This window comes from Streptomyces sp. NPDC002206, assembly GCF_053593595.1.
Genome location: NZ_JBSFCW010000001.1, coordinates 672,947 through 693,277, shown reverse-complemented (window position 1 = coordinate 693,277; position 20,331 = coordinate 672,947). Strand labels below are relative to the sequence as shown.

25 protein-coding genes are annotated in these 20,331 nt (G+C 66.4%); 23 read left to right on the top strand and 2 right to left on the bottom strand.

Annotated elements, in window-relative coordinates; all coding sequences use genetic code 11:
* Positions 1 to 9 precede the first annotated feature (9 nt).
* From ACWCP8_RS03250 to tuf, 5 genes are all read left to right on the top strand, one after another.
* Positions 10 to 3,909: a DNA-directed RNA polymerase subunit beta' gene (locus ACWCP8_RS03250; protein WP_352265672.1), complete on the top strand. Its 3,900-nt coding sequence runs from the start codon at positions 10 to 12 to the stop codon at positions 3,907 to 3,909.
* A 358-nt stretch (positions 3,910 to 4,267) separates the two neighbouring features.
* On the top strand, positions 4,268 to 4,639 hold the full coding sequence (rpsL, locus tag ACWCP8_RS03245) for a 30S ribosomal protein S12 (RefSeq protein WP_003948652.1): 372 nt from the start codon (positions 4,268 to 4,270) through the stop codon (positions 4,637 to 4,639).
* Between the two features lie 2 nt (positions 4,640 to 4,641).
* Entirely contained in the window at positions 4,642 to 5,112 is a 471-nt protein-coding gene (rpsG, locus tag ACWCP8_RS03240; RefSeq protein WP_030977935.1) for a 30S ribosomal protein S7, read from the top strand.
* A gap of 38 nt (positions 5,113 to 5,150) precedes the next feature.
* On the top strand, positions 5,151 to 7,280 hold the full coding sequence (fusA, locus tag ACWCP8_RS03235) for an elongation factor G (protein ID WP_352265670.1): 2,130 nt from the start codon (positions 5,151 to 5,153) through the stop codon (positions 7,278 to 7,280).
* Between the two features lie 160 nt (positions 7,281 to 7,440).
* Positions 7,441 to 8,634 carry an elongation factor Tu gene (tuf, locus tag ACWCP8_RS03230; RefSeq protein ID WP_030977937.1) on the top strand — a complete coding sequence of 398 codons (1,194 nt, stop codon included), beginning with the start codon at positions 7,441 to 7,443 and terminating at the stop codon, positions 8,632 to 8,634.
* A gap of 107 nt (positions 8,635 to 8,741) precedes the next feature.
* Here the strand turns inward: tuf and ACWCP8_RS03225 are convergent, their stop codons facing one another.
* Both ACWCP8_RS03225 and ACWCP8_RS03220 read right to left on the bottom strand, forming a co-directional pair.
* A complete protein-coding gene (locus ACWCP8_RS03225) occupies positions 8,742 to 10,721 on the bottom strand; it encodes a PIG-L family deacetylase (protein ID WP_451114139.1) in 1,980 nt (659 codons plus the stop codon).
* Positions 10,722 to 10,906: 185 nt separating this feature from the next.
* Positions 10,907 to 11,365 carry a GNAT family N-acetyltransferase gene (locus tag ACWCP8_RS03220; protein ID WP_352266006.1) on the bottom strand — a complete coding sequence of 153 codons (459 nt, stop codon included), beginning with the start codon at positions 11,363 to 11,365 and terminating at the stop codon, positions 10,907 to 10,909.
* A 542-nt stretch (positions 11,366 to 11,907) separates the two neighbouring features.
* Here ACWCP8_RS03220 and rpsJ point away from each other — a divergent pair.
* The 18 genes from rpsJ (at position 11,908) to rplR (ending at position 20,296) form a co-directional block, all read left to right on the top strand.
* Positions 11,908 to 12,216 carry a 30S ribosomal protein S10 gene (gene rpsJ / locus ACWCP8_RS03215; protein WP_003948644.1) on the top strand — a complete coding sequence of 103 codons (309 nt, stop codon included), beginning with the start codon at positions 11,908 to 11,910 and terminating at the stop codon, positions 12,214 to 12,216.
* 13 nt (positions 12,217 to 12,229) lie between these two features.
* Entirely contained in the window at positions 12,230 to 12,874 is a 645-nt protein-coding gene (gene rplC, locus ACWCP8_RS03210; RefSeq protein ID WP_030914132.1) for a 50S ribosomal protein L3, read from the top strand.
* Between the two features lie 4 nt (positions 12,875 to 12,878).
* Positions 12,879 to 13,529 carry a 50S ribosomal protein L4 gene (gene rplD / locus ACWCP8_RS03205; protein ID WP_030914133.1) on the top strand — a complete coding sequence of 217 codons (651 nt, stop codon included), beginning with the start codon at positions 12,879 to 12,881 and terminating at the stop codon, positions 13,527 to 13,529.
* Positions 13,529 to 13,852, top strand: a complete 324-nt coding sequence (rplW, locus tag ACWCP8_RS03200; RefSeq protein WP_030914135.1) for a 50S ribosomal protein L23 — start codon at positions 13,529 to 13,531, stop codon at positions 13,850 to 13,852. The genes rplD and rplW overlap by 1 nt, the downstream gene beginning before the upstream one ends.
* 40 nt (positions 13,853 to 13,892) lie before the next feature.
* Positions 13,893 to 14,729 (top strand): 50S ribosomal protein L2, encoded by an 837-nt coding sequence (rplB, locus tag ACWCP8_RS03195; protein WP_267003009.1) that lies wholly within the window; start codon positions 13,893 to 13,895, stop codon positions 14,727 to 14,729.
* 12 nt (positions 14,730 to 14,741) lie between these two features.
* On the top strand, positions 14,742 to 15,023 hold the full coding sequence (gene rpsS / locus ACWCP8_RS03190; RefSeq protein WP_003966956.1) for a 30S ribosomal protein S19: 282 nt from the start codon (positions 14,742 to 14,744) through the stop codon (positions 15,021 to 15,023).
* A 40-nt stretch (positions 15,024 to 15,063) separates the two neighbouring features.
* Positions 15,064 to 15,411 carry a 50S ribosomal protein L22 gene (gene rplV / locus ACWCP8_RS03185; RefSeq protein ID WP_004571827.1) on the top strand — a complete coding sequence of 116 codons (348 nt, stop codon included), beginning with the start codon at positions 15,064 to 15,066 and terminating at the stop codon, positions 15,409 to 15,411.
* The gene (rpsC, locus tag ACWCP8_RS03180) at positions 15,411 to 16,247 is read left to right on the top strand and encodes a 30S ribosomal protein S3 (protein ID WP_030914139.1); all 837 of its coding nucleotides are present in this window, start codon (positions 15,411 to 15,413) and stop codon (positions 16,245 to 16,247) included. Before rplV ends, rpsC begins: the two co-directional genes overlap by 1 nt.
* Before the next feature lie 5 nt (positions 16,248 to 16,252).
* Positions 16,253 to 16,672 carry a 50S ribosomal protein L16 gene (gene rplP / locus ACWCP8_RS03175; RefSeq protein WP_014047785.1) on the top strand — a complete coding sequence of 140 codons (420 nt, stop codon included), beginning with the start codon at positions 16,253 to 16,255 and terminating at the stop codon, positions 16,670 to 16,672.
* A complete protein-coding gene (gene rpmC / locus ACWCP8_RS03170) occupies positions 16,672 to 16,896 on the top strand; it encodes a 50S ribosomal protein L29 (RefSeq protein ID WP_015035581.1) in 225 nt (74 codons plus the stop codon). Before rplP ends, rpmC begins: the two co-directional genes overlap by 1 nt.
* A complete protein-coding gene (gene rpsQ, locus ACWCP8_RS03165) occupies positions 16,896 to 17,180 on the top strand; it encodes a 30S ribosomal protein S17 (RefSeq protein WP_030977953.1) in 285 nt (94 codons plus the stop codon). Before rpmC ends, rpsQ begins: the two co-directional genes overlap by 1 nt.
* A gap of 106 nt (positions 17,181 to 17,286) precedes the next feature.
* Entirely contained in the window at positions 17,287 to 17,655 is a 369-nt protein-coding gene (gene rplN, locus ACWCP8_RS03160) for a 50S ribosomal protein L14 (protein WP_003966950.1), read from the top strand.
* A 2-nt stretch (positions 17,656 to 17,657) separates the two neighbouring features.
* Entirely contained in the window at positions 17,658 to 17,981 is a 324-nt protein-coding gene (gene rplX / locus ACWCP8_RS03155) for a 50S ribosomal protein L24 (protein WP_266982596.1), read from the top strand.
* Positions 17,981 to 18,538 carry a 50S ribosomal protein L5 gene (gene rplE / locus ACWCP8_RS03150; protein ID WP_006126888.1) on the top strand — a complete coding sequence of 186 codons (558 nt, stop codon included), beginning with the start codon at positions 17,981 to 17,983 and terminating at the stop codon, positions 18,536 to 18,538. Before rplX ends, rplE begins: the two co-directional genes overlap by 1 nt.
* A gap of 2 nt (positions 18,539 to 18,540) precedes the next feature.
* On the top strand, positions 18,541 to 18,726 hold the full coding sequence (locus ACWCP8_RS03145; protein ID WP_003948630.1) for a type Z 30S ribosomal protein S14: 186 nt from the start codon (positions 18,541 to 18,543) through the stop codon (positions 18,724 to 18,726).
* Positions 18,727 to 18,950: 224 nt separating this feature from the next.
* Positions 18,951 to 19,349, top strand: coding sequence for a 30S ribosomal protein S8 (gene rpsH / locus ACWCP8_RS03140; RefSeq protein ID WP_030977958.1), 399 nt, complete (start codon positions 18,951 to 18,953; stop codon positions 19,347 to 19,349).
* Positions 19,350 to 19,370: 21 nt separating this feature from the next.
* A complete protein-coding gene (gene rplF, locus ACWCP8_RS03135; RefSeq protein ID WP_030977959.1) occupies positions 19,371 to 19,910 on the top strand; it encodes a 50S ribosomal protein L6 in 540 nt (179 codons plus the stop codon).
* A gap of 2 nt (positions 19,911 to 19,912) precedes the next feature.
* The gene (gene rplR, locus ACWCP8_RS03130) at positions 19,913 to 20,296 is read left to right on the top strand and encodes a 50S ribosomal protein L18 (RefSeq protein WP_030914149.1); all 384 of its coding nucleotides are present in this window, start codon (positions 19,913 to 19,915) and stop codon (positions 20,294 to 20,296) included.
* Positions 20,297 to 20,331 lie beyond the last annotated feature (35 nt).

The window sequence follows — 20,331 nt, the reverse complement described above, 5'->3', positions numbered from 1 at the left end:
TGACGACAAGTGCTCGACGTCAACTTCTTCGACGAGCTGCGGATCGGCCTTGCCACCGCGGACGACATCCGGACCTGGTCGCACGGCGAAGTGAAGAAGCCGGAGACCATCAACTACCGCACGCTCAAGCCCGAAAAGGACGGACTCTTCTGCGAGAAGATCTTCGGTCCGACCCGGGACTGGGAGTGCTACTGCGGCAAGTACAAGCGTGTCCGCTTCAAGGGCATCATTTGTGAGCGTTGTGGCGTGGAGGTCACGCGCGCCAAGGTGCGTCGTGAGCGCATGGGCCACATCGAGCTTGCCGCTCCCGTCACTCACATCTGGTACTTCAAGGGCGTCCCGTCGCGCCTCGGCTACCTGCTTGATCTCGCGCCGAAGGACCTCGAAAAGGTCATCTACTTCGCCGCGTACATGATCACGTTCGTGGACGAGGAGCGCCGTACGCGTGACCTGCCCTCGCTGGAGGCGCACGTCTCCGTCGAGCGTCAGCAGGTGGAGAACCGTCGCGACTCCGACCTGGAGGCTCGCGCCAAGAAGCTCGAGACCGACCTGGCCGAGCTCGAGGCGGAGGGCGCCAAGGCCGACGTGCGCCGCAAGGTGCGCGAAGGTGCCGAGCGTGAGATGAAGCAGCTGCGCGACCGTGCGCAGCGTGAGATCGACCGTCTCGACGAGGTGTGGAACCGCTTCAAGAACCTCAAGGTCCAGGACCTCGAGGGCGACGAGCTGCTCTACCGCGAGCTGCGTGACCGTTTCGGCACGTACTTCGACGGCTCCATGGGTGCCGCTGCCCTGCAGAAGCGCCTGGAGTCCTTCGACCTCAACGAGGAGGCCGAGCGCCTCCGCGAGATCATCCGTACCGGCAAGGGCCAGAAGAAGACCCGTGCGCTCAAGCGCCTCAAGGTCGTCTCCGCGTTCCTGCAGACCAGCAACAGCCCCAAGGGCATGGTGCTCGACTGCGTGCCGGTCATCCCGCCGGACCTGCGTCCGATGGTGCAGCTGGACGGTGGCCGCTTCGCGACCTCCGACCTGAACGACCTGTACCGCCGTGTGATCAACCGCAACAACCGCCTCAAGCGTCTCCTTGACCTCGGTGCTCCCGAGATCATCGTGAACAACGAGAAGCGGATGCTGCAGGAGGCCGTCGACGCGCTGTTCGACAACGGCCGCCGTGGTCGCCCGGTCACCGGTCCGGGTAACCGCCCGCTGAAGTCCCTGAGCGACATGCTCAAGGGCAAGCAGGGTCGTTTCCGTCAGAACCTTCTCGGCAAGCGTGTGGACTACTCCGCGCGTTCCGTGATCGTCGTCGGTCCGCAGCTGAAGCTGCACCAGTGCGGTCTGCCGAAGGCCATGGCGCTGGAGCTCTTCAAGCCGTTCGTGATGAAGCGCCTGGTCGACCTGAACCACGCGCAGAACATCAAGTCGGCCAAGCGCATGGTCGAGCGCGGCCGCACCGTGGTGTACGACGTCCTCGAAGAGGTCATCGCCGAGCACCCGGTGCTGCTGAACCGTGCACCGACCCTGCACCGCCTCGGTATCCAGGCCTTCGAGCCGCAGCTGGTCGAGGGCAAGGCCATCCAGATCCACCCGCTCGTCTGCACCGCGTTCAACGCGGACTTCGACGGTGACCAGATGGCCGTGCACCTGCCGCTCTCCGCGGAGGCGCAGGCCGAGGCCCGCATCCTGATGCTGTCCTCGAACAACATCCTGAAGCCGGCCGACGGTCGTCCCGTCACCATGCCGACCCAGGACATGGTGCTCGGACTGTTCTTCCTCACCACGGACGAGGAGGAGCGCAAGGTCATCGGTCAGGGCCGCGCGTTCGGTTCCACCGCCGAGGCGATCATGGCCTTCGACGCCCGGGAGCTCTCGCTCCAGACGCAGGTCGACATCCGCTTCCCGGTGGGCACCATCCCGCCGCGTGGCTGGGTGCCGCCGGTTGCCGAGGAGGGTGAGCAGGAGTACCAGCAGGGCGACACGTTCCGTCTGCGTACCTCCCTGGGTCGCGCGCTCTTCAACGAGCTGCTGCCCGAGGACTACCCGTTCGTCGACTACTCGGTGGGCAAGAAGCAGCTCTCCGAGATCGTCAACGACCTGGCCGAGCGCTACCCCAAGGTCATCGTGGCGGCAACGCTCGACAACCTGAAGGCGGCCGGTTTCCACTGGGCGACCCGTTCCGGCGTCACCGTCTCCGTTTCGGACATCGTCGTGCCGGAGGCCAAGAAGGCCATCGTCCAGGGCTACGAGGCGCAGGACGAGAAGGTCCAGAAGCAGTACGAGCGCGGTCTGATCACCAAGGACGAGCGCACGCAGGAGCTCATCGCGATCTGGACCAAGGCGACCAATGAGGTTGCCGAGGCGATGAACGCGAACTTCCCGAAGACGAACCCCATCTTCATGATGGTTGACTCGGGTGCCCGAGGAAACATGATGCAGATGCGTCAGATCGCCGGTATGCGTGGTCTGGTGTCGAACGCGAAGAACGAGACGATCCCGCGTCCCATCAAGGCGTCGTTCCGTGAGGGCCTCACCGTTCTGGAGTACTTCATCTCCACGCACGGTGCCCGTAAGGGTCTGGCGGACACCGCGCTGCGTACCGCCGACTCGGGTTACCTGACCCGTCGTCTGGTGGACGTCTCGCAGGACGTGATCATTCGCGAGGAGGACTGCGGCACCGACCGTGGCCTCAAGCTGAAGATCGCCGTCAAGGGTGCGGACGGTGTGCTCCGCAAGACGGAGGACGTCGAGACCTCGGTCTACGCCCGCATGCTCGCCGAGGACGTCGTCGTCGACGGCAAGGTCATCGCGCCTGCCAACGTCGACCTCGGTGACGTCCTGATCGACGCCCTGGTGGGCGCCGGCGTCGAGGAGGTCAAGACCCGTTCGGTCCTGACCTGTGAGTCCGCGGTCGGCACCTGTGCCTTCTGCTACGGACGCTCGCTCGCCACCGGCAAGCTGGTCGACATCGGTGAGGCGGTCGGCATCATCGCCGCCCAGTCCATCGGTGAGCCCGGTACCCAGTTGACGATGCGTACCTTCCACACCGGTGGTGTGGCCGGTGACGACATCACCCAGGGTCTGCCCCGAGTCGTCGAGCTCTTCGAAGCCCGTACGCCCAAGGGTGTCGCCCCGATCTCGGAGGCGGCCGGCCGCATCCGTATCGAGGAGACCGAGAAGACCAAGAAGATCGTCGTCACCCCGGACGACGGCAGCGAAGAGACGCCGTTCCCGATCTCGAAGCGTGCCCGTCTGCTGGTGGGCGAGGGCGACCATGTCGAGGTGGGCCAGAAGCTCACCGTGGGTGCCACCAACCCGCACGACGTGCTGCGGATCCTCGGTCAGCGCGCGGTCCAGGTCCACCTGGTCGGCGAGGTCCAGAAGGTCTACAACTCGCAGGGTGTGTCGATCCACGACAAGCACATCGAGATCATCATCCGGCAGATGTTGCGCCGGGTGACGATCATCGAGTCCGGCGACGCGGAGCTGCTGCCGGGCGAGCTCGTCGAGCGCTCGAAGTTCGAGACCGAGAACCGTCGTGTGGTCACCGAGGGCGGTCACCCCGCCTCCGGCCGTCCGCAGCTGATGGGTATCACCAAGGCCTCGCTCGCCACCGAGTCGTGGCTGTCGGCGGCGTCCTTCCAGGAGACGACCAGGGTTCTGACCGACGCGGCGATCAACGCCAAGTCGGACTCCCTGATCGGCCTCAAGGAGAACGTCATCATCGGTAAGCTCATCCCGGCCGGTACGGGTCTGTCCCGCTACCGCAACATCCGGGTCGAGCCGACCGAGGAGGCCAAGGCCGCGATGTACTCGGCCGTCGGCTACGACGACATCGACTACTCGCCGTTCGGCACGGGCTCCGGCCAGGCCGTTCCGCTGGAGGACTACGACTACGGTCCGTACAACCAGTAAGGCGCGTGTCCCGTCCGCAGGGCGGTCACTCCGTTTCGTACGGGGTGGCCGCCCTGCGGCGTTGCCCGTCGGTACCGGAACAGAGGTACTGTCGGGAATGTCACGCGCGGCCCGTCGTCGTGGACAGCATTTGTTTTGACCGGAGTCCGTGAGGTAGGTACGCTCAGACCTTGTGCCTGGGGTGTGCCTGGGCTCGTGTGCGTGTCCTCAACCGCATGGCGAGCCTGTCTTTGGCCACCGCAATCTGCGCCCCTTCTGCCCCTAGGGCAGAAGCCTGCAGCATTCGACACACCCGACCGCGTGGGTCGGCGACGTTCCAGGTTAGTTTCACGAACGGCACACAGAAACCGGAGAAGTAGTGCCTACGATCCAGCAGCTGGTCCGGAAGGGCCGGCAGGACAAGGTCGAGAAGAACAAGACGCCCGCGCTCGAGGGTTCGCCCCAGCGCCGCGGCGTCTGCACGCGTGTGTTCACGACCACCCCGAAGAAGCCGAACTCGGCACTCCGTAAGGTCGCGCGTGTGCGTCTGACCTCCGGCATCGAGGTCACGGCCTACATCCCGGGTGAGGGACACAACCTGCAGGAGCACTCCATCGTGCTCGTGCGTGGTGGCCGTGTGAAGGACCTGCCGGGTGTTCGTTACAAGATCATCCGCGGCTCCCTTGACACCCAGGGTGTCAAGAACCGCAAGCAGGCCCGCAGCCGCTACGGCGCCAAGAAGGAGAAGTAAGAATGCCTCGTAAGGGCCCCGCCCCGAAGCGCCCGGTCATCATCGACCCGGTCTATGGTTCTCCTCTTGTCACCTCGCTGATCAACAAGATCCTGCTCAACGGCAAGCGTTCCACTGCCGAGCGGATCGTGTACGGCGCCATGGAAGGCCTCCGCGAGAAGACCGGCAACGACCCGGTCATCACGCTGAAGCGTGCGCTTGAGAACGTCAAGCCCTCGCTCGAGGTCAAGTCCCGCCGTGTCGGTGGCGCCACCTACCAGGTGCCGATCGAGGTCAAGCCCGGTCGTGCCGCCACCCTCGCGCTCCGCTGGGTCGTGGGTTACTCCCGCGCCCGCCGCGAGAAGACGATGACCGAGCGCCTCATGAACGAGCTGCTCGACGCCTCCAACGGTCTTGGCGCTGCCGTCAAGAAGCGCGAGGACACCCACAAGATGGCCGAGTCCAACAAGGCCTTCGCGCACTACCGCTGGTAGTCGCTACCCACATCGAGACCGAGAGAAGATTGAGCCTTATGGCCACCACTTCGCTTGACCTGGCCAAGGTCCGCAACATTGGGATCATGGCCCACATCGACGCGGGCAAGACGACCACCACTGAGCGGATCCTGTTCTACACCGGTGTTTCGTACAAGATCGGTGAAGTCCACGACGGCGCTGCCACGATGGACTGGATGGAGCAGGAGCAGGAGCGCGGCATCACGATCACGTCCGCCGCGACGACCTGTCACTGGCCGCTCAATGATGTTGACCACACCATCAACATCATCGACACCCCGGGTCACGTCGACTTCACCGTCGAGGTGGAGCGTTCGCTCCGCGTCCTCGACGGCGCTGTCACCGTGTTCGACGGTGTTGCCGGCGTCGAGCCGCAGTCCGAGACCGTTTGGCGTCAGGCGGACCGCTACGGCGTGCCGCGTATCTGCTTCGTCAACAAGCTCGACCGCACGGGTGCCGAGTTCCACCGCTGCGTCGACATGATCGTCGACCGCCTCGGTGCGGTCCCGCTCGTCATGCAGCTCCCCATCGGTGCCGAAGCCGACTTCAAGGGCGTCGTCGACCTCGTGTCGATGAAGGCCTTTGTGTGGCCGGAAGAGGCCGTCAAGGGCGAGATGTACGACACCGTCGACATCCCGGACACCCACATCGAGGCGGCTCAGGAGTGGCGCGGCAAGCTGCTCGAGGCCGTTTCCGAGAACGACGACCAGATGATGGAGCTGTATCTGGAGGGCGTCGAGCCCACCGAGGAGCAGCTGTACGAGGCGATCCGTCGGATCACCCTCGCATCGAAGGGCGGCGCGGGCTCCGTCACCGTCACCCCGGTGTTCTGTGGCACGGCGTTCAAGAACAAGGGCGTCCAGCCCCTGCTCGACGCGGTCGTCCGGTACCTGCCTTCCCCCCTGGACGTCGAGGCCATCGAGGGCCACGACGTCAAGGACCCCGAGGTTGTCGTCAAGCGCAAGCCCTCGGACGACGAGCCGTTCTCCGGCCTGGCGTTCAAGATCGCTAGCGACCCGCACCTCGGCAAGCTCACCTTCGTCCGGATCTACTCCGGTCGCCTCGAGGCCGGCACCGCGGTGCTGAACTCGGTCAAGGGCAAGAAGGAGCGCATCGGCAAGATCTACCGTATGCACGCGAACAAGCGTGAGGAGATCCCCTCGGTGGGTGCCGGTGACATCGTCGCCGTCATGGGTCTGAAGCAGACCACCACCGGTGAGACGCTGTGCGACGACAAGAACCCGGTGATCCTGGAGTCCATGGACTTCCCGGCACCGGTCATCCAGGTCGCCATCGAGCCGAAGTCCAAGGGTGACCAGGAGAAGCTGGGTGTCGCCATCCAGCGCCTCTCCGAGGAGGACCCGTCCTTCCAGGTGCACTCCGACGAGGAGACCGGCCAGACCATCATCGGTGGTATGGGCGAGCTTCACCTCGAGGTGCTCGTCGACCGCATGAAGCGCGAGTTCCGCGTCGAGGCGAACGTCGGCAAGCCGCAGGTCGCGTACCGCGAGACGATCCGCAAGGCCGTCGAGCGCATCGACTACACGCACAAGAAGCAGACTGGTGGTACCGGCCAGTTCGCGAAGGTGCAGATCGCCCTTGAGCCCATCGAGGGTGGCGACGCGTCCTACGAGTTCGTCAACAAGGTCACCGGTGGCCGCATCCCCCGTGAGTACATCCCCTCGGTGGACGCGGGTGCTCAGGAAGCCATGCAGTTCGGCATCCTGGCCGGTTACGAGATGGTCGGCGTTCGCGTCACCCTCCTCGACGGTGGTTACCACGAGGTCGACTCCTCGGAGCTCGCCTTCAAGATCGCCGGTTCGCAGGCGTTCAAGGAGGGTGCTCGCAAGGCGTCCCCCGTGCTCCTCGAGCCGATGATGGCCGTCGAGGTCACCACGCCCGAGGACTACATGGGCGATGTCATCGGTGACCTCAACTCCCGCCGTGGCCAGATCCAGGCCATGGAGGAGCGCAGCGGCGCTCGCGTCGTGAAGGGCCTCGTGCCCCTCTCGGAGATGTTCGGCTACGTCGGAGACCTCCGCAGCAAGACCTCGGGTCGCGCAAGCTACTCGATGCAGTTCGACTCCTACGCCGAGGTTCCGCGGAACGTCGCCGAGGAGATCATCGCGAAGGCCAAGGGCGAGTAACTCTCCCGAGCTCACGCTTTAGGCTTGTCACCGGAGCTTGGTGGGGCATTCGTCGCAGAGCGCAAGCAATGCGGTGAATGCCCCCGGCCCCGGCATCCCAGCAAAGATCACCTGGCGCCGATGAAGCAAGGCGTACAGAACCACTCCACAGGAGGACCCAGTGGCGAAGGCGAAGTTCGAGCGGACTAAGCCGCACGTCAACATCGGCACCATCGGTCACATTGACCACGGTAAGACGACCCTCACGGCCGCCATTACCAAGGTGCTGCACGACGCGTACCCGGACCTGAACGAGGCCTCGGCCTTCGACCAGATCGACAAGGCTCCTGAGGAGCGCCAGCGCGGTATCACGATCTCGATCGCGCACGTCGAGTACCAGACGGAGTCGCGTCACTACGCGCACGTCGACTGCCCGGGTCACGCCGACTACATCAAGAACATGATCACGGGTGCGGCGCAGATGGACGGCGCCATCCTCGTGGTCGCCGCCACCGACGGCCCGATGCCGCAGACCAAGGAGCACGTGCTCCTGGCCCGCCAGGTCGGCGTTCCGTACATCGTTGTCGCGCTGAACAAGGCCGACATGGTGGACGACGAGGAGATCCTGGAGCTCGTCGAGCTCGAGGTCCGTGAGCTCCTCTCCGAGTACGAGTTCCCGGGCGACGACCTTCCGGTCGTCAAGGTCTCGGCGCTCAAGGCTCTTGAGGGTGACAAGGAGTGGGGCCAGACCGTCCTCGACCTGATGAAGGCCGTCGACGAGTCGATCCCGCAGCCCGAGCGTGACGTCGAGAAGCCGTTCCTGATGCCGATCGAGGACGTCTTCACGATCACCGGTCGTGGCACCGTCGTCACCGGTCGTATCGAGCGCGGTGTCCTCAAGGTCAACGAGACCGTTGACATCGTGGGCATCAAGCAGGAGAAGACCACCACCACGGTCACCGGCATCGAGATGTTCCGCAAGCTGCTCGACGAGGGCCAGGCCGGTGAGAACGTCGGTCTGCTTCTTCGTGGCATCAAGCGCGAGGACGTCGAGCGCGGCCAGGTCATCATCAAGCCGGGTTCGGTCACGCCGCACACCGAGTTCCAGGCGCAGTCCTACATCCTGTCGAAGGACGAGGGTGGCCGTCACACCCCGTTCTTCAACAACTACCGCCCGCAGTTCTACTTCCGTACCACGGACGTGACGGGCGTTGTGACCCTTCCCGAGGGCACCGAGATGGTCATGCCGGGTGACAACACCCTCATGAACGTCGTGCTGATCCAGCCGGTCGCCATGGAAGAGGGCCTGAAGTTCGCCATCCGTGAGGGTGGCCGGACCGTGGGCGCCGGCCAGGTCACCAAGATCGTCAAGTAATTACCTGACTGTCTGACCTGGTTGCTCCGCACAGAGCACCAAGGAGGGCCCCGGCCCGCCGCGCAAGCGGTGGACCGGGGCCCTTCGGCATTCCCCGGTGCGCGCGGTCACGGACGCCAGAGCCAGGGGACGGCGTCCGGTCCCAGGCCGACCACCGCCGGGCGTCCCGGGCCCGCGACGTACAGCGCGGGACCGTCGAGCGCCACCGGCCCTCCCACGCGTACGGACAGCCGTTCGCTCGTACGCAGCTGGATCCGGCCCTCCTCGGTGCGGCCCAGCAGCACCGGCCCGAGCGGCGAGTCGGCGACGCTCACCGGCCCGTACCCGTCGAAGTCCGTCCGCTCCACCGCCGTACCCCCGGTGACGGCCGTCAGCCGAGCCCGCGCCGCCGCCCGGTACAGCAGTTCGACGGAACCGTCCGTGGTGATCCGAGCGGCGGGCCCGTCGCCCGGCACCGGCGCTCCGTCGATCTGCTGCTGGGCGGTCAGCCACGCTCCGGGCGTCTCCTGCGTCCAGTGGTGCACCGCGTGATGACCGGCGCCGTACACATGGACCAGGCCGTGCCCGTCCACCACGGCGCTCAGCCCGTCCTGGATCTCGCCGCCGCCCAGGTCCGTCCACTCGCCCCACCGGCCGAACGCGCCCCGCACCCGCGTACTCACGCCCTTGTCCGCGTTCCGTACGAAGAGATGGACCCGCCCGTCGGGTGCGGTCACCGCAACCGGGACGCCGATCCGGCGGCCCCGGTCCGGGGCCGGTTCCGGGTTGCCCAGTCCACGCCAGGCGTGGAAGGTGCCGCCCCGGGAGCTCTGTTCCAGGAGCGCGATCTCCCGTTCGTTCGCCGCCCCGTGTCCGCCGAGCGCCGCGAAGCGCAGCCCGAACAGCAGCAGCCTGCCGTCCGCCGTCACGGCCTGGCCCAGTACCGGCGCGAAGGGCCCGCCGCCGAGATCGTCGGGCCCGTCCCAGGCCCCGCTGCCGGGCGCGCTCTCGCGCCACCGCACCACCCGCAGCCCCAGTACCCCGTAGACGGCGAGCCGCCCGTCCGGTTCGGCGGTGACGGTGGGGCGGGGGCCGGGGTAGCGGTAGCGGGTGGAGCGGACCCAGCCCTTCCTGTTGGTCAGGGGCCGGTCGCCGCCCACGTTGTAGTCGCCGCAGCCCGCCCGGTTCCCGCACCGCCAGTCGGCCTCGCCGCCGTACGGGACCAGGCGCGCGGCCTTCTCCTTCAGCACCCCGCCCGGCAGGTTCTTCGGCCAGTGCCGGTTGTAGTAGCCGCGGAACGCGGTGGTGACGAACCGCGGCACGCCCCCGCCGTCGTCGGTCGCGCGGGCCACCCACCGGATCATCGCCGACCAGGCGAACGAGGCGGTCGCGGTGTGGTCGGCGTGGTCGGAGTAGCCGGGCTGCTCGATGTCCTGCCGGCGGACGGCCTCCGTGCTGTGCTGGATGTCCGGGTCCGGATCGAGCGTGTGGACGACGGTCGGCCGGTACCGGTCGAGCAGCCCGACGAGGGCATCGATCAGCCCGTCGTAGGTGTACGCACCCGCCCGCTCCAGCGGTGAGCCGGCGGCGACGACGGTGCGCAGGTTCAGCTTCCGGTCGTGCCAGAGACTGGGCAGCCCGAGCCGGCCGCGGCCGATGCGCATCGCCGCATTGAGGAAGATCAGCTCGACCCGTCGGCCGCCGCCCATCAGGGTGTTGATCTCCGCCCGATGTCCGCCGGCCAGACCGAGGACGGACTTGTGCCAGCGGGTGAACATCGGCAGCCCGAGCTGGGCCGCGTAGGTCTGGCGCAGCCCCTGGTGCCGAGCCGAGGAGTACGCGGCCTTGTCGGGGGCGGGCCGTGCCCGGCCGGGGATCCTGTTGAGGCCGGCGGCCTCACCGGCGGTGAGGTACACACAGACCAGTGGGGTTCCGGCGGCCAGGGCCTGCTGGGTGTCCGGGTTCATGAAGTACAGGTCGTCGTCCGGGTGGGCGAGGATCTGCATCATCAGGGCCGGCCGGGGGCCGCCGACCGGGAGGCCGGGGGCTGGGTCCGCCATCGGGCCGCTGCGCCGCGGAGCCGGTACGGAACAGGCGCCGACGCCCATCAGGGCGGCCGCGGCGGCGGCTCGCACGACGCTGCGCCGCCGCACCCCGCCACTGCCGCACCCAGGGCCGCTTCGATCCGTCACGTGCCGTACTCCGTCCGCTCACCCCGTCCGAGCGGCCGGTCGGGTGCCGCTTCCCGCGGCAGATTAGACGGCGATCGGGGCGCTGACGGTGCATGTCGCGGCTACACGCCGGAGCGGCGCACCAGATAGACATCGATCGGGTCCTCGTGCTCCAGCGTGAACCCGTGACGTTCGTACAGCCGACGTGCCGCGCTGCCCTGCAGGACATCGAGGCGGACGTCCGCCCCGTCCGCGTCGGCGCGCTCCAGCAGGGTCCGCAGGACGGCTGAGCCGATCCCCTGACCATGGATCGCGGGGGAGAGGTAGAAGTTCTCCAGCCACCAGCCGTTCTCGACCGGACGCATGGTGACGCAGCCGGCGAACTCGCCGTCCGCGAGGACGACCGAGGTGTGCTCGGGTGCGAAGATGTCCCGCAGCCGTTGCCGTACGCGATGTTCGTCGTACCGGCCGAGGCGCTCCAGATCCGGGCGCATGACGAGGGCCCGGAGTTCGGCCATGGCCTCGAGATCCGCCGGTTCCGCCGGGCGCAGCGTCCAGGCCGGCTTGGTGATCGTGTCCATGCCCGGAGTATTCCAGCGGCCGTGCGGCAGACCGGGTCGGGCCCGGTCGCGGGCGTGCGGCGTGCTGTTGGTCACGGTGGCGGGCCGGGCCGGAATGGCCGTGTCCGGACCTGTCGGCATCGCCGCAGCTCCCCGGCGACGTCCGGCCGCGTTTGACCAGTCGGCCACGGGGGGTAAGATCCTCCGCCCGATTGGCCAGCGCCGTGTCGCATATGGCACACTGACCAGGTTGCTCGGTTGAGTGTCAATGCTGCGCGCCTCCCGCCGGGAGGACTGGAAGCGAGTCCCACAGTACTCGTCGGCCCCATGCGGGCCGGACGTACGGGAATCTTCCGGGAAGTGACAGTGGGGCGCCGACCAGGCACCCGGTGGGTGTTCCGCCCCCGGTTCCGCGGTCTCATGGCCCGCACCCCCTTGGTTGGGAATTCCTTCGGGAGTTCTGCGTAGAGGGGATGCGACACGCCCGACCGCGTGGGTCGGAGGTGGAGTTACGAGAGCCCTCGGGTTCCAGAGCGTTACGAGAGACAGGACTACTAGTAGCCATGGCGGGACAGAAGATCCGCATCCGGCTCAAGGCCTACGACCACGAGGTCATCGACTCCTCGGCGAAGAAGATCGTCGAGACGGTGACCCGCACTGGTGCGTCGGTCGCGGGCCCGGTGCCGCTGCCCACTGAGAAGAACGTGTACTGCGTCATCAAGTCGCCGCACAAGTACAAGGACTCGCGCGAGCACTTCGAGATGCGCACGCACAAGCGCCTCATCGACATCCTCGACCCCACGCCGAAGACGGTTGACTCGCTCATGCGTCTCGACCTGCCGGCCGGCGTCGACATCGAGATCAAGCTCTGAGGTGACGCGCGAGATGGCTAAGAACATTAAGGGCGTCCTGGGCGAGAAGCTCGGCATGACCCAGGTCTGGGACGAGAACAACCGGGTTGTCCCGGTGACCGTCGTCAAGGCCGGGCCCTGCGTCGTCACCCAGGTCCGCACCAACGACAGCGACGGCTACGAGTCGGTCCAGATCGCCTTCGGCGAGATCGACCCGCGCAAGGTGAACAAGCCCCTCAAGGGCCACTTCGCCAAGGCCGACGTGACCCCGCGCCGCCACCTGGTGGAGCTCCGCACCCCTGACGCCAGCGAGTACACGCTGGGCCAGGAGGTCACTGCCGCAGTGTTCGAGTCCGGCGTCAAGGTTGACGTCACGGGCAAGAGCAAGGGCAAGGGCTTCGCCGGTGTGATGAAGCGCCACAACTTCAAGGGTGGCAAGGCGTCCCACGGTGCCCACCGTGTGCACCGCATGCCCGGCTCCATCGGTGGCTGTGCCACCCCCGGCCGTGTCTTCAAGGGCATGCGCATGGCGGGTCGCATGGGCAACGAGCGCGTCACCACCCAGAACCTGACCATCCACGCGGTTGACGCGGAGAAGGGTCTGCTCCTCATCAAGGGCGCAGTCCCCGGTCCGAACGGCGGCCTCGTCCTGGTCCGTACCGCGGCCAAGGGGGCTTGAGGTAATGAGCACCATTGACATCCTTTCGCCGGCAGGCGACAAGGCCGGTACCGTCGAGCTCCCCGCGGAGATCTTCGACGCGAAGACCAGCGTTCCGCTGATCCACCAGGTCGTTGTCGCTCAGCTGGCTGCTGCCCGTCAGGGCACGCACAAGACCAAGCGTCGCGGCGAAGTCCGTGGTGGTGGCCGTAAGCCGTACCGCCAGAAGGGCACCGGCCGCGCCCGCCAGGGTTCGACCCGTGCGCCGCAGTTCGTCGGCGGTGGCGTCGTCCACGGCCCGCAGCCGCGTGACTACTCGCAGCGCACCCCGAAGAAGATGAAGGCCGCCGCCCTGCGTGGTGCCCTCTCCGACCGGGCACGCCACTCCCGCATCCACGTCGTCACCGGCGTGGTCGACGGTGCAGTCTCCACGAAGGCCGCCAAGACGCTGTTCGGCAAGATCTCGGAGCGCAAGAACCTGCTCCTGGTCGTCGACCGCGCCGACGAGGCCGCGTGGCTGTCCGCCCGCAACCTGCCCCAGGTGCACATCCTGGAGCCGGGCCAGCTCAACACGTACGACGTGATCGTCTCCGACGACGTGGTCTTCACCCAGGCCGCTTTCGAGTCCTTCGTGTCTGGCCCCAAGGCCGATGAGACCGAAGGGAGCGACGCCTGATGAGCGAGGCGACCGTAACCAGCAAGACCTTCACGGACCCGCGCGACGTTCTCGTCAAGCCGGTCGTTTCCGAGAAGAGCTACGCGCTGCTCGACGAGAACAAGTACACGTTCATCGTCGCGCCCGGCTCCAACAAGACCCAGATCAAGCAGGCCGTGGAAGCGGTCTTCTCGGTCAAGGTCACCGGGGTCAACACGATCAACCGGCAGGGTAAGCGCAAGCGCACCAAGACCGGTTTCGGCAAGCGCGCCGACACCAAGCGCGCCATCGTGACCCTCGCCGAGGGCGACCGTATCGACATCTTCGGCGGTCCGACCGCCTAAGGGCGGTCTGGATCGTCCGAAATCGGACGAGGACTGAGAAATGGGTATCCGCAAGTACAAGCCGACGACCCCGGGCCGTCGTGGCTCCAGCGTCGCCGACTTTGTCGAGATCACGCGGTCCACGCCGGAGAAGTCGCTGGTCCGCCCCCTGCACAGCAAGGGCGGCCGTAACAACGCCGGTCGTGTGACCGTTCGCCACCAGGGCGGTGGCCACAAGCGCGCCTACCGAGTGATCGACTTCCGTCGTCACGACAAGGACGGCGTGCCGGCCAAGGTCGCGCACATCGAGTACGACCCGAACCGCACCGCGCGCATCGCGCTCCTGCACTACGCGGACGGCGAGAAGCGCTACATCATCGCGCCGCGTGGACTGTCGCAGGGCGACCGTGTCGAGAACGGCCCGGCCGCCGACATCAAGCCCGGTAACAACCTGGCGCTGCGCAACATCCCGGTCGGTACGACCCTCCACGCCATCGAGCTGCGGCCCGGCGGCGGCGCGAAGTTCGCCCGTTCCGCGGGTGCCTCCGTGCAGCTGCTGGCGAAGGAGGGCACCATGGCCCACCTTCGTATGCCGTCGGGTGAAATCCGCCTGGTCGACGCCCGCTGCCGCGCCACGATCGGCGAGGTCGGCAACGCCGAGCAGTCGAACATCAACTGGGGCAAGGCCGGCCGCATGCGCTGGAAGGGCGTTCGCCCGACCGTCCGCGGTGTCGCGATGAACCCGGTTGACCACCCGCACGGTGGTGGTGAGGGCAAGACCTCCGGTGGTCGCCACCCGGTCTCGCCGTGGGGTCAGAAGGAGGGTCGTACTCGCTCGCCGAAGAAGGCATCGAGCAAGTACATCGTCCGCCGCCGCAAGACGAACAAGAAGCGCTAGGAGCGGGTTTAGATGCCGCGCAGTCTCAAGAAGGGGCCCTTCGTCGACGGCCACCTCATCAAGAAGGTGGACGTACAGAACGAGGCAGGCACCAAGAACGTCATCAAGACCTGGTCCCGTCGCTCGATGATCGTCCCGGCCATGCTGGGTCACACCATCGCGGTGCACAACGGCAAGATTCATGTCCCGGTGTTCGTCACCGAGTCGATGGTCGGCCACAAGCTCGGCGAGTTCTCGCCGACTCGCACCTTCCGCGGCCACGTCAAGGACGACCGGAAGTCGAAGCGCCGCTAGCGCGGGGTGACTGACTATGACTTACACCGAAGGGACAACCATGGAAGCCAGGGCCCAGGCGCGGTACATCCGCGTCACGCCCATGAAGGCCCGCCGAGTGGTGGACCTCATCCGTGGCATGGATGCCACGGAGGCTCAGGCGGTCCTGCGTTTCGCCCCGCAGGCCGCGAGCGTGCCGGTTGGCAAGGTGCTTGACAGTGCCATTGCCAACGCTGCACACAACTACGACCACACCGACGCCTCTTCGCTGGTCATCAGCGAGGCGTACGTGGACGAGGGCCCGACCCTGAAGCGGTTCCGTCCGCGTGCTCAGGGCCGTGCCTACCGGATCCGTAAGCGGACCAGCCACATCACCGTGGTCGTCAGCAGCAAGGAAGGAACCCGGTAATGGGCCAGAAGGTAAACCCGCACGGGTTCCGGCTCGGCATTACCACGGACTTCAAGTCCCGTTGGTACGCCGACAAGCTGTACAAGGACTACGTCAAGGAAGACGTCGCCATTCGTCGCATGATGACGAAGGGCATGGAGCGGGCCGGCATCTCGAAGGTTGAGATCGAGCGCACCCGCGACCGCGTCCGCGTTGACATCCACACCGCCCGCCCGGGCATCGTCATCGGTCGCCGTGGCGCCGAGGCCGACCGCATCCGTGGCGAGCTGGAGAAGCTGACCGGCAAGCAGGTCCAGCTGAACATCCTCGAGGTCAAGAACCCCGAGGTGGACGCTCAGCTGGTGGCCCAGGCCGTCGCCGAGCAGCTCTCCTCCCGCGTCTCCTTCCGTCGTGCGATGCGTAAGAGCATGCAGAGCTCGATGAAGGCCGGCGCCAAGGGCATCAAGATCCAGTGCGGTGGCCGCCTCGGCGGCGCCGAGATGTCCCGCTCGGAGTTCTACCGCGAGGGCCGTGTGCCCCTGCACACGCTCCGTGCGAACGTCGACTACGGCTTCTTCGAGGCCAAGACGACCTTCGGCCGCATCGGTGTGAAGGTCTGGATCTACAAGGGCGACGTCAAGAACATCGCCGAGGTCCGCGCCGAGAACGCTGCTGCCCGCGCCGGCAACCGCCCGGCCCGTGGCGGCGCTGACCGCCCGGCCGGCCGTGGTGGCCGTGGTGGCGAGCGTGGCGGTCGCGGTCGCAAGCCGCAGCAGTCCGCGCCGGCAGCCGAGGCCCCCAAGGCCGAGGCTCCCGCCGCCGCTGCTCCGGCTGAGAGCACCGGAACGGAGGCCTGACCGAAATGCTGATCCCCCGTAGGGTCAAGCACCGCAAGCAGCACCACCCGAAGCGCAGCGGTATGTCCAAGGGTGGCACGCAGGTTGCGTTCGGCGAGTACGGCATCCAGGCGCTGACCCCGGCGTACGTGACGAACCGCCAGATCGAGGCAGCTCGTATCGCGATGACCCGCCACATCAAGCGTGGCGGCAAGGTCTGGATCAACATCTACCCGGACCGCCCCCTGACGAAGAAGCCTGCTGAGACCCGCATGGGTTCCGGTAAGGGTTCTCCCGAGTGGTGGATCGCGAACGTCAAGCCCGGTCGGGTGATGTTCGAGCTGTCCTACCCGAACGAGAAGATTGCTCGTGAGGCGCTTACCCGCGCTGCTCACAAGCTTCCGATGAAGTGCCGGATCGTTCGGCGCGAGGCAGGTGAGTCGTGATGTCGGCCGGTACCAAGGCGTCCGAGCTGCGCGAGCTGGGCAACGAGGAGCTCCTCAACAAGCTCCGCGAGGCCAAGGAAGAGCTGTTCAATCTCCGCTTTCAGGCGGCGACGGGTCAGCTCGAGAACCACGGCCGGCTCAAGTCCGTCCGTAAGGACATCGCCCGGATCTACACCCTGATGCGCGAGCGCGAGCTGGGCATCGAGACGGTGGAGAGCGCCTGATGAGCGAGAAGACTGTGACTGAGACGAACACCGACCGCGGTTTCCGCAAGACCCGTGAGGGTCTGGTCGTCAGCGACAAGATGGACAAGACCGTCGTCGTCGCTGTCGAGGACCGTGTCAAGCACGCGCTGTACGGCAAGGTCATCCGCCGTACGAACAAGCTCAAGGCGCACGACGAGCAGAACGCCGCCGGCGTCGGCGACCGTGTCCTCCTCATGGAGACCCGGCCGCTGTCCGCCACGAAGCGGTGGCGCGTCGTCGAGATCCTCGAGAAGGCCAAGTAATTCCTGAGGGGCACTCCCCTCAGGCAAGTTCCGCCAGGCTCGGTGGGGTTCGGATCTACTCAGGTTCGAACCCCGCCGGGAACCGGCAGACGATCAGGAGATAGACGTGATCCAGCAGGAGTCGCGACTTCGCGTCGCCGACAACACGGGTGCGAAGGAAATCCTCACCATCCGTGTTCTCGGTGGTTCGGGTCGCCGCTACGCGGGCATCGGTGACGTCATCGTCGCCACCGTCAAGGACGCGATCCCCGGTGGCAACGTGAAGAAGGGTGACGTCGTCAAGGCCGTCATCGTTCGCACCGTCAAGGAGCGTCGTCGTCAGGATGGCTCGTACATCCGCTTCGACGAGAACGCCGCCGTCATTCTGAAGAACGACGGCGACCCCCGCGGCACCCGTATCTTCGGCCCGGTGGGCCGTGAGCTGCGCGAGAAGAAGTTCATGAAGATCATCTCGCTCGCGCCGGAGGTGCTGTAAGCATGAAGATCAAGAAGGGCGACCTGGTTCAGGTCATCACCGGTAAGGACAAGGGCAAGCAGGGCAAGGTCATCGTGGCCTATCCCGTGCAGAACCGTGTCCTCGTCGAGGGTGTCAACCGGGTCAAGAAGCACACCAAGGCCGGTCAGACGGCTCGCGGCTCGCAGACCGGTGGCATTGTCACCACCGAGGCCCCGATTCACGTCAGCAACGTTCAGCTGATCGTGGAGAAGGACGGCAAGAAGGTCGTCACCCGCGTCGGCTACCGCTTTGACGACGAGGGCAAGAAGATCCGCGTTGCCAAGCGGACCGGTGAGGACATCTGATGACTGCCACCACTGCGCCGCGTCTGAAGACGCGCTACCGCGAGGAAATCGCCGGCAAGCTGCGTGAGGAGTTCTCGTACGAGAACGTCATGCAGGTTCCCGGTCTGGTCAAGATCGTGGTCAACATGGGTGTGGGCGACGCCGCCCGCGACTCCAAGCTGATCGATGGCGCCGTGCGCGACCTCACCACGATCACCGGCCAGAAGCCCGCCGTCACGAAGGCCCGCAAGTCCATCGCGCAGTTCAAGCTGCGCGAGGGTCAGCCGATCGGCTGCCACGTCACCCTCCGTGGTGACCGGATGTGGGAGTTCCTGGACCGTACGCTGTCGCTCGCGCTGCCGCGTATCCGTGACTTCCGTGGCCTGTCGCCGAAGCAGTTCGACGGCCGTGGCAACTACACCTTCGGTCTCACGGAGCAGGTCATGTTCCACGAGATCGACCAGGACAAGATCGACCGGGTCCGGGGCATGGACATCACCGTGGTCACCACGGCGACCAATGACGACGAGGGTCGTGCCCTCCTTCGTCACCTCGGCTTCCCGTTCAAGGAGAACTGACCGTGGCGAAGAAGGCTCTGATCGCTAAGGCCGCCCGTAAGCCGAAGTTCGGCGTTCGCGGGTACACCCGCTGCCAGCGCTGCGGCCGGCCCCACTCCGTCTACCGCAAGTTCGGCCTGTGCCGCGTGTGCCTTCGTGAGATGGCTCACCGTGGCGAGCTGCCGGGCGTGACCAAGAGTTCCTGGTAATTCTTCTTCGCCCTCTGGGCGTTGGGAATTGACGGAAGCTCTCGGTAAGCATCTGGTCGGCAGGAGCCCGGCCTCACATGCCGTAGGCTTGTGGGGTTGGGCGCCTGCCGCCCAAGACCGACTTACTACGCCGTAGGTCCCCGCACCGCACCCGTCCCGCCACTGAGTGGGGAGAGGGATGGCGCATACAGGAAACCCCGGCGAGAGAGGCCGAAGGCCAATTCATGACCATGACTGATCCCATCGCAGACATGCTCACGCGTCTGCGTAACGCGAACTCGGCGTACCACGACGACGTCGTGATGCCGCACAGCAAGATCAAGTCGCACATCGCGGAGATCCTCCAGCAGGAGGGCTTCATCACGGGCTGGAAGGTCGAGGACGCCGAGGTTGGCAAGAACCTCGTCCTCGAGCTGAAGTTCGGCCCGAACCGCGAGCGCTCGATCGCCGGCATCAAGCGAATCTCGAAGCCGGGTCTGCGTGTATACGCAAAGTCCACCAACCTGCCGAAGGTCCTCGGCGGCCTGGGCGTGGCGATCATCTCCACGTCCCACGGTCTCCTGACCGGTCAGCAGGCTCAGAAGAAGGGCGTAGGTGGGGAAGTCCTCGCCTACGTCTGGTAGTCGGGAACGGAGGAATAGCTAATGTCGCGAATCGGCAAGCTCCCCATCCAGGTTCCCGCCGGTGTGGACGTCACCATCGATGGCCGCACGGTCGCGGTGAAGGGCCCCAAGGGTTCCCTCTCGCACACCGTTGCCGCGCCGATCGAGGTCACCAAGGGTGAGGACGGCGTCCTGAACGTCGTCCGCCCGAACGACGAGCGTCAGAACAAGGCCCTTCACGGCCTGTCCCGCACGCTGGTGGCGAACATGATCACCGGTGTGACCCAGGGATACATCAAGGCGCTCGAGATCAGTGGTGTCGGTTACCGCGTCCAGGCGAAGGGCTCCAACCTGGAGTTCGCCCTGGGCTACAGCCACCCGATCCTGATCGAGGCCCCGGAGGGCATCACCTTCAAGGTGGAGTCCCCCACGAAGTTCTCCGTCGAGGGCATCGACAAGCAGAAGGTCGGCGAGACCGCGGCCAAGATCCGCAAGCTGCGGAAGCCTGACCCGTACAAGGCCAAGGGCGTCAAGTACGCCGGCGAGGTCATCCGCCGCAAGGTCGGAAAGGCTGGTAAGTAGCGATGGCATACGGCGTAAAGATCGCCAAGGGCGACGCATACAAGCGTGCCGCCCTCAAGCGTCGCCACATCCGCGTCCGCAAGCACATCTCCGGTTCGCCGGAGCGTCCCCGCTTGGTCGTGACGCGATCCAACCGCCACATGGTCGCTCAGGTGATCGACGACATCGCGGGCCACACGCTCGCCTCGGCGTCGACCCTGGACGTGTCCATCCGTGGTGGCGAGGGTGACAAGAGCGCCCAGGCCAAGCAGGTCGGCGCCCTGGTCGCCGAGCGCGCCAAGGCTGCAGGCGTCGAGGCCGTCGTGTTTGACCGCGGTGGCAACCAGTACGCCGGGCGGATTGCCGCTCTGGCTGACGCCGCCCGTGAAGCCGGGCTGAAGTTCTAAGCCCCGGTTCCTACGCACAGCGGACGTAACAGAGA

Coding starts and splice junctions, on each gene's coding strand:
- rpsG (WP_030977935.1), top strand. CDS start 4,642: ATGCCTCGTAAGGGCCCCGCCCCGAAGCGCCCGGTCATCATCGACCCG.
- fusA (WP_352265670.1), top strand. CDS start 5,151: ATGGCCACCACTTCGCTTGACCTGGCCAAGGTCCGCAACATTGGGATC.
- ACWCP8_RS03225 (WP_451114139.1), bottom strand. CDS start 10,721: ATGGGCGTCGGCGCCTGTTCCGTACCGGCTCCGCGGCGCAGCGGCCCG.
- ACWCP8_RS03220 (WP_352266006.1), bottom strand. CDS start 11,365: ATGGACACGATCACCAAGCCGGCCTGGACGCTGCGCCCGGCGGAACCG.
- rpsJ (WP_003948644.1), top strand. CDS start 11,908: ATGGCGGGACAGAAGATCCGCATCCGGCTCAAGGCCTACGACCACGAG.
- rplC (WP_030914132.1), top strand. CDS start 12,230: ATGGCTAAGAACATTAAGGGCGTCCTGGGCGAGAAGCTCGGCATGACC.
- rplD (WP_030914133.1), top strand. CDS start 12,879: ATGAGCACCATTGACATCCTTTCGCCGGCAGGCGACAAGGCCGGTACC.
- rplW (WP_030914135.1), top strand. CDS start 13,529: ATGAGCGAGGCGACCGTAACCAGCAAGACCTTCACGGACCCGCGCGAC.
- rplB (WP_267003009.1), top strand. CDS start 13,893: ATGGGTATCCGCAAGTACAAGCCGACGACCCCGGGCCGTCGTGGCTCC.
- rpsS (WP_003966956.1), top strand. CDS start 14,742: ATGCCGCGCAGTCTCAAGAAGGGGCCCTTCGTCGACGGCCACCTCATC.
- rplV (WP_004571827.1), top strand. CDS start 15,064: ATGGAAGCCAGGGCCCAGGCGCGGTACATCCGCGTCACGCCCATGAAG.
- rpsC (WP_030914139.1), top strand. CDS start 15,411: ATGGGCCAGAAGGTAAACCCGCACGGGTTCCGGCTCGGCATTACCACG.
- rplP (WP_014047785.1), top strand. CDS start 16,253: ATGCTGATCCCCCGTAGGGTCAAGCACCGCAAGCAGCACCACCCGAAG.
- rpmC (WP_015035581.1), top strand. CDS start 16,672: ATGTCGGCCGGTACCAAGGCGTCCGAGCTGCGCGAGCTGGGCAACGAG.
- rpsQ (WP_030977953.1), top strand. CDS start 16,896: ATGAGCGAGAAGACTGTGACTGAGACGAACACCGACCGCGGTTTCCGC.
- rplX (WP_266982596.1), top strand. CDS start 17,658: ATGAAGATCAAGAAGGGCGACCTGGTTCAGGTCATCACCGGTAAGGAC.
- rplE (WP_006126888.1), top strand. CDS start 17,981: ATGACTGCCACCACTGCGCCGCGTCTGAAGACGCGCTACCGCGAGGAA.
- rpsH (WP_030977958.1), top strand. CDS start 18,951: ATGACCATGACTGATCCCATCGCAGACATGCTCACGCGTCTGCGTAAC.
- rplF (WP_030977959.1), top strand. CDS start 19,371: ATGTCGCGAATCGGCAAGCTCCCCATCCAGGTTCCCGCCGGTGTGGAC.
- rplR (WP_030914149.1), top strand. CDS start 19,913: ATGGCATACGGCGTAAAGATCGCCAAGGGCGACGCATACAAGCGTGCC.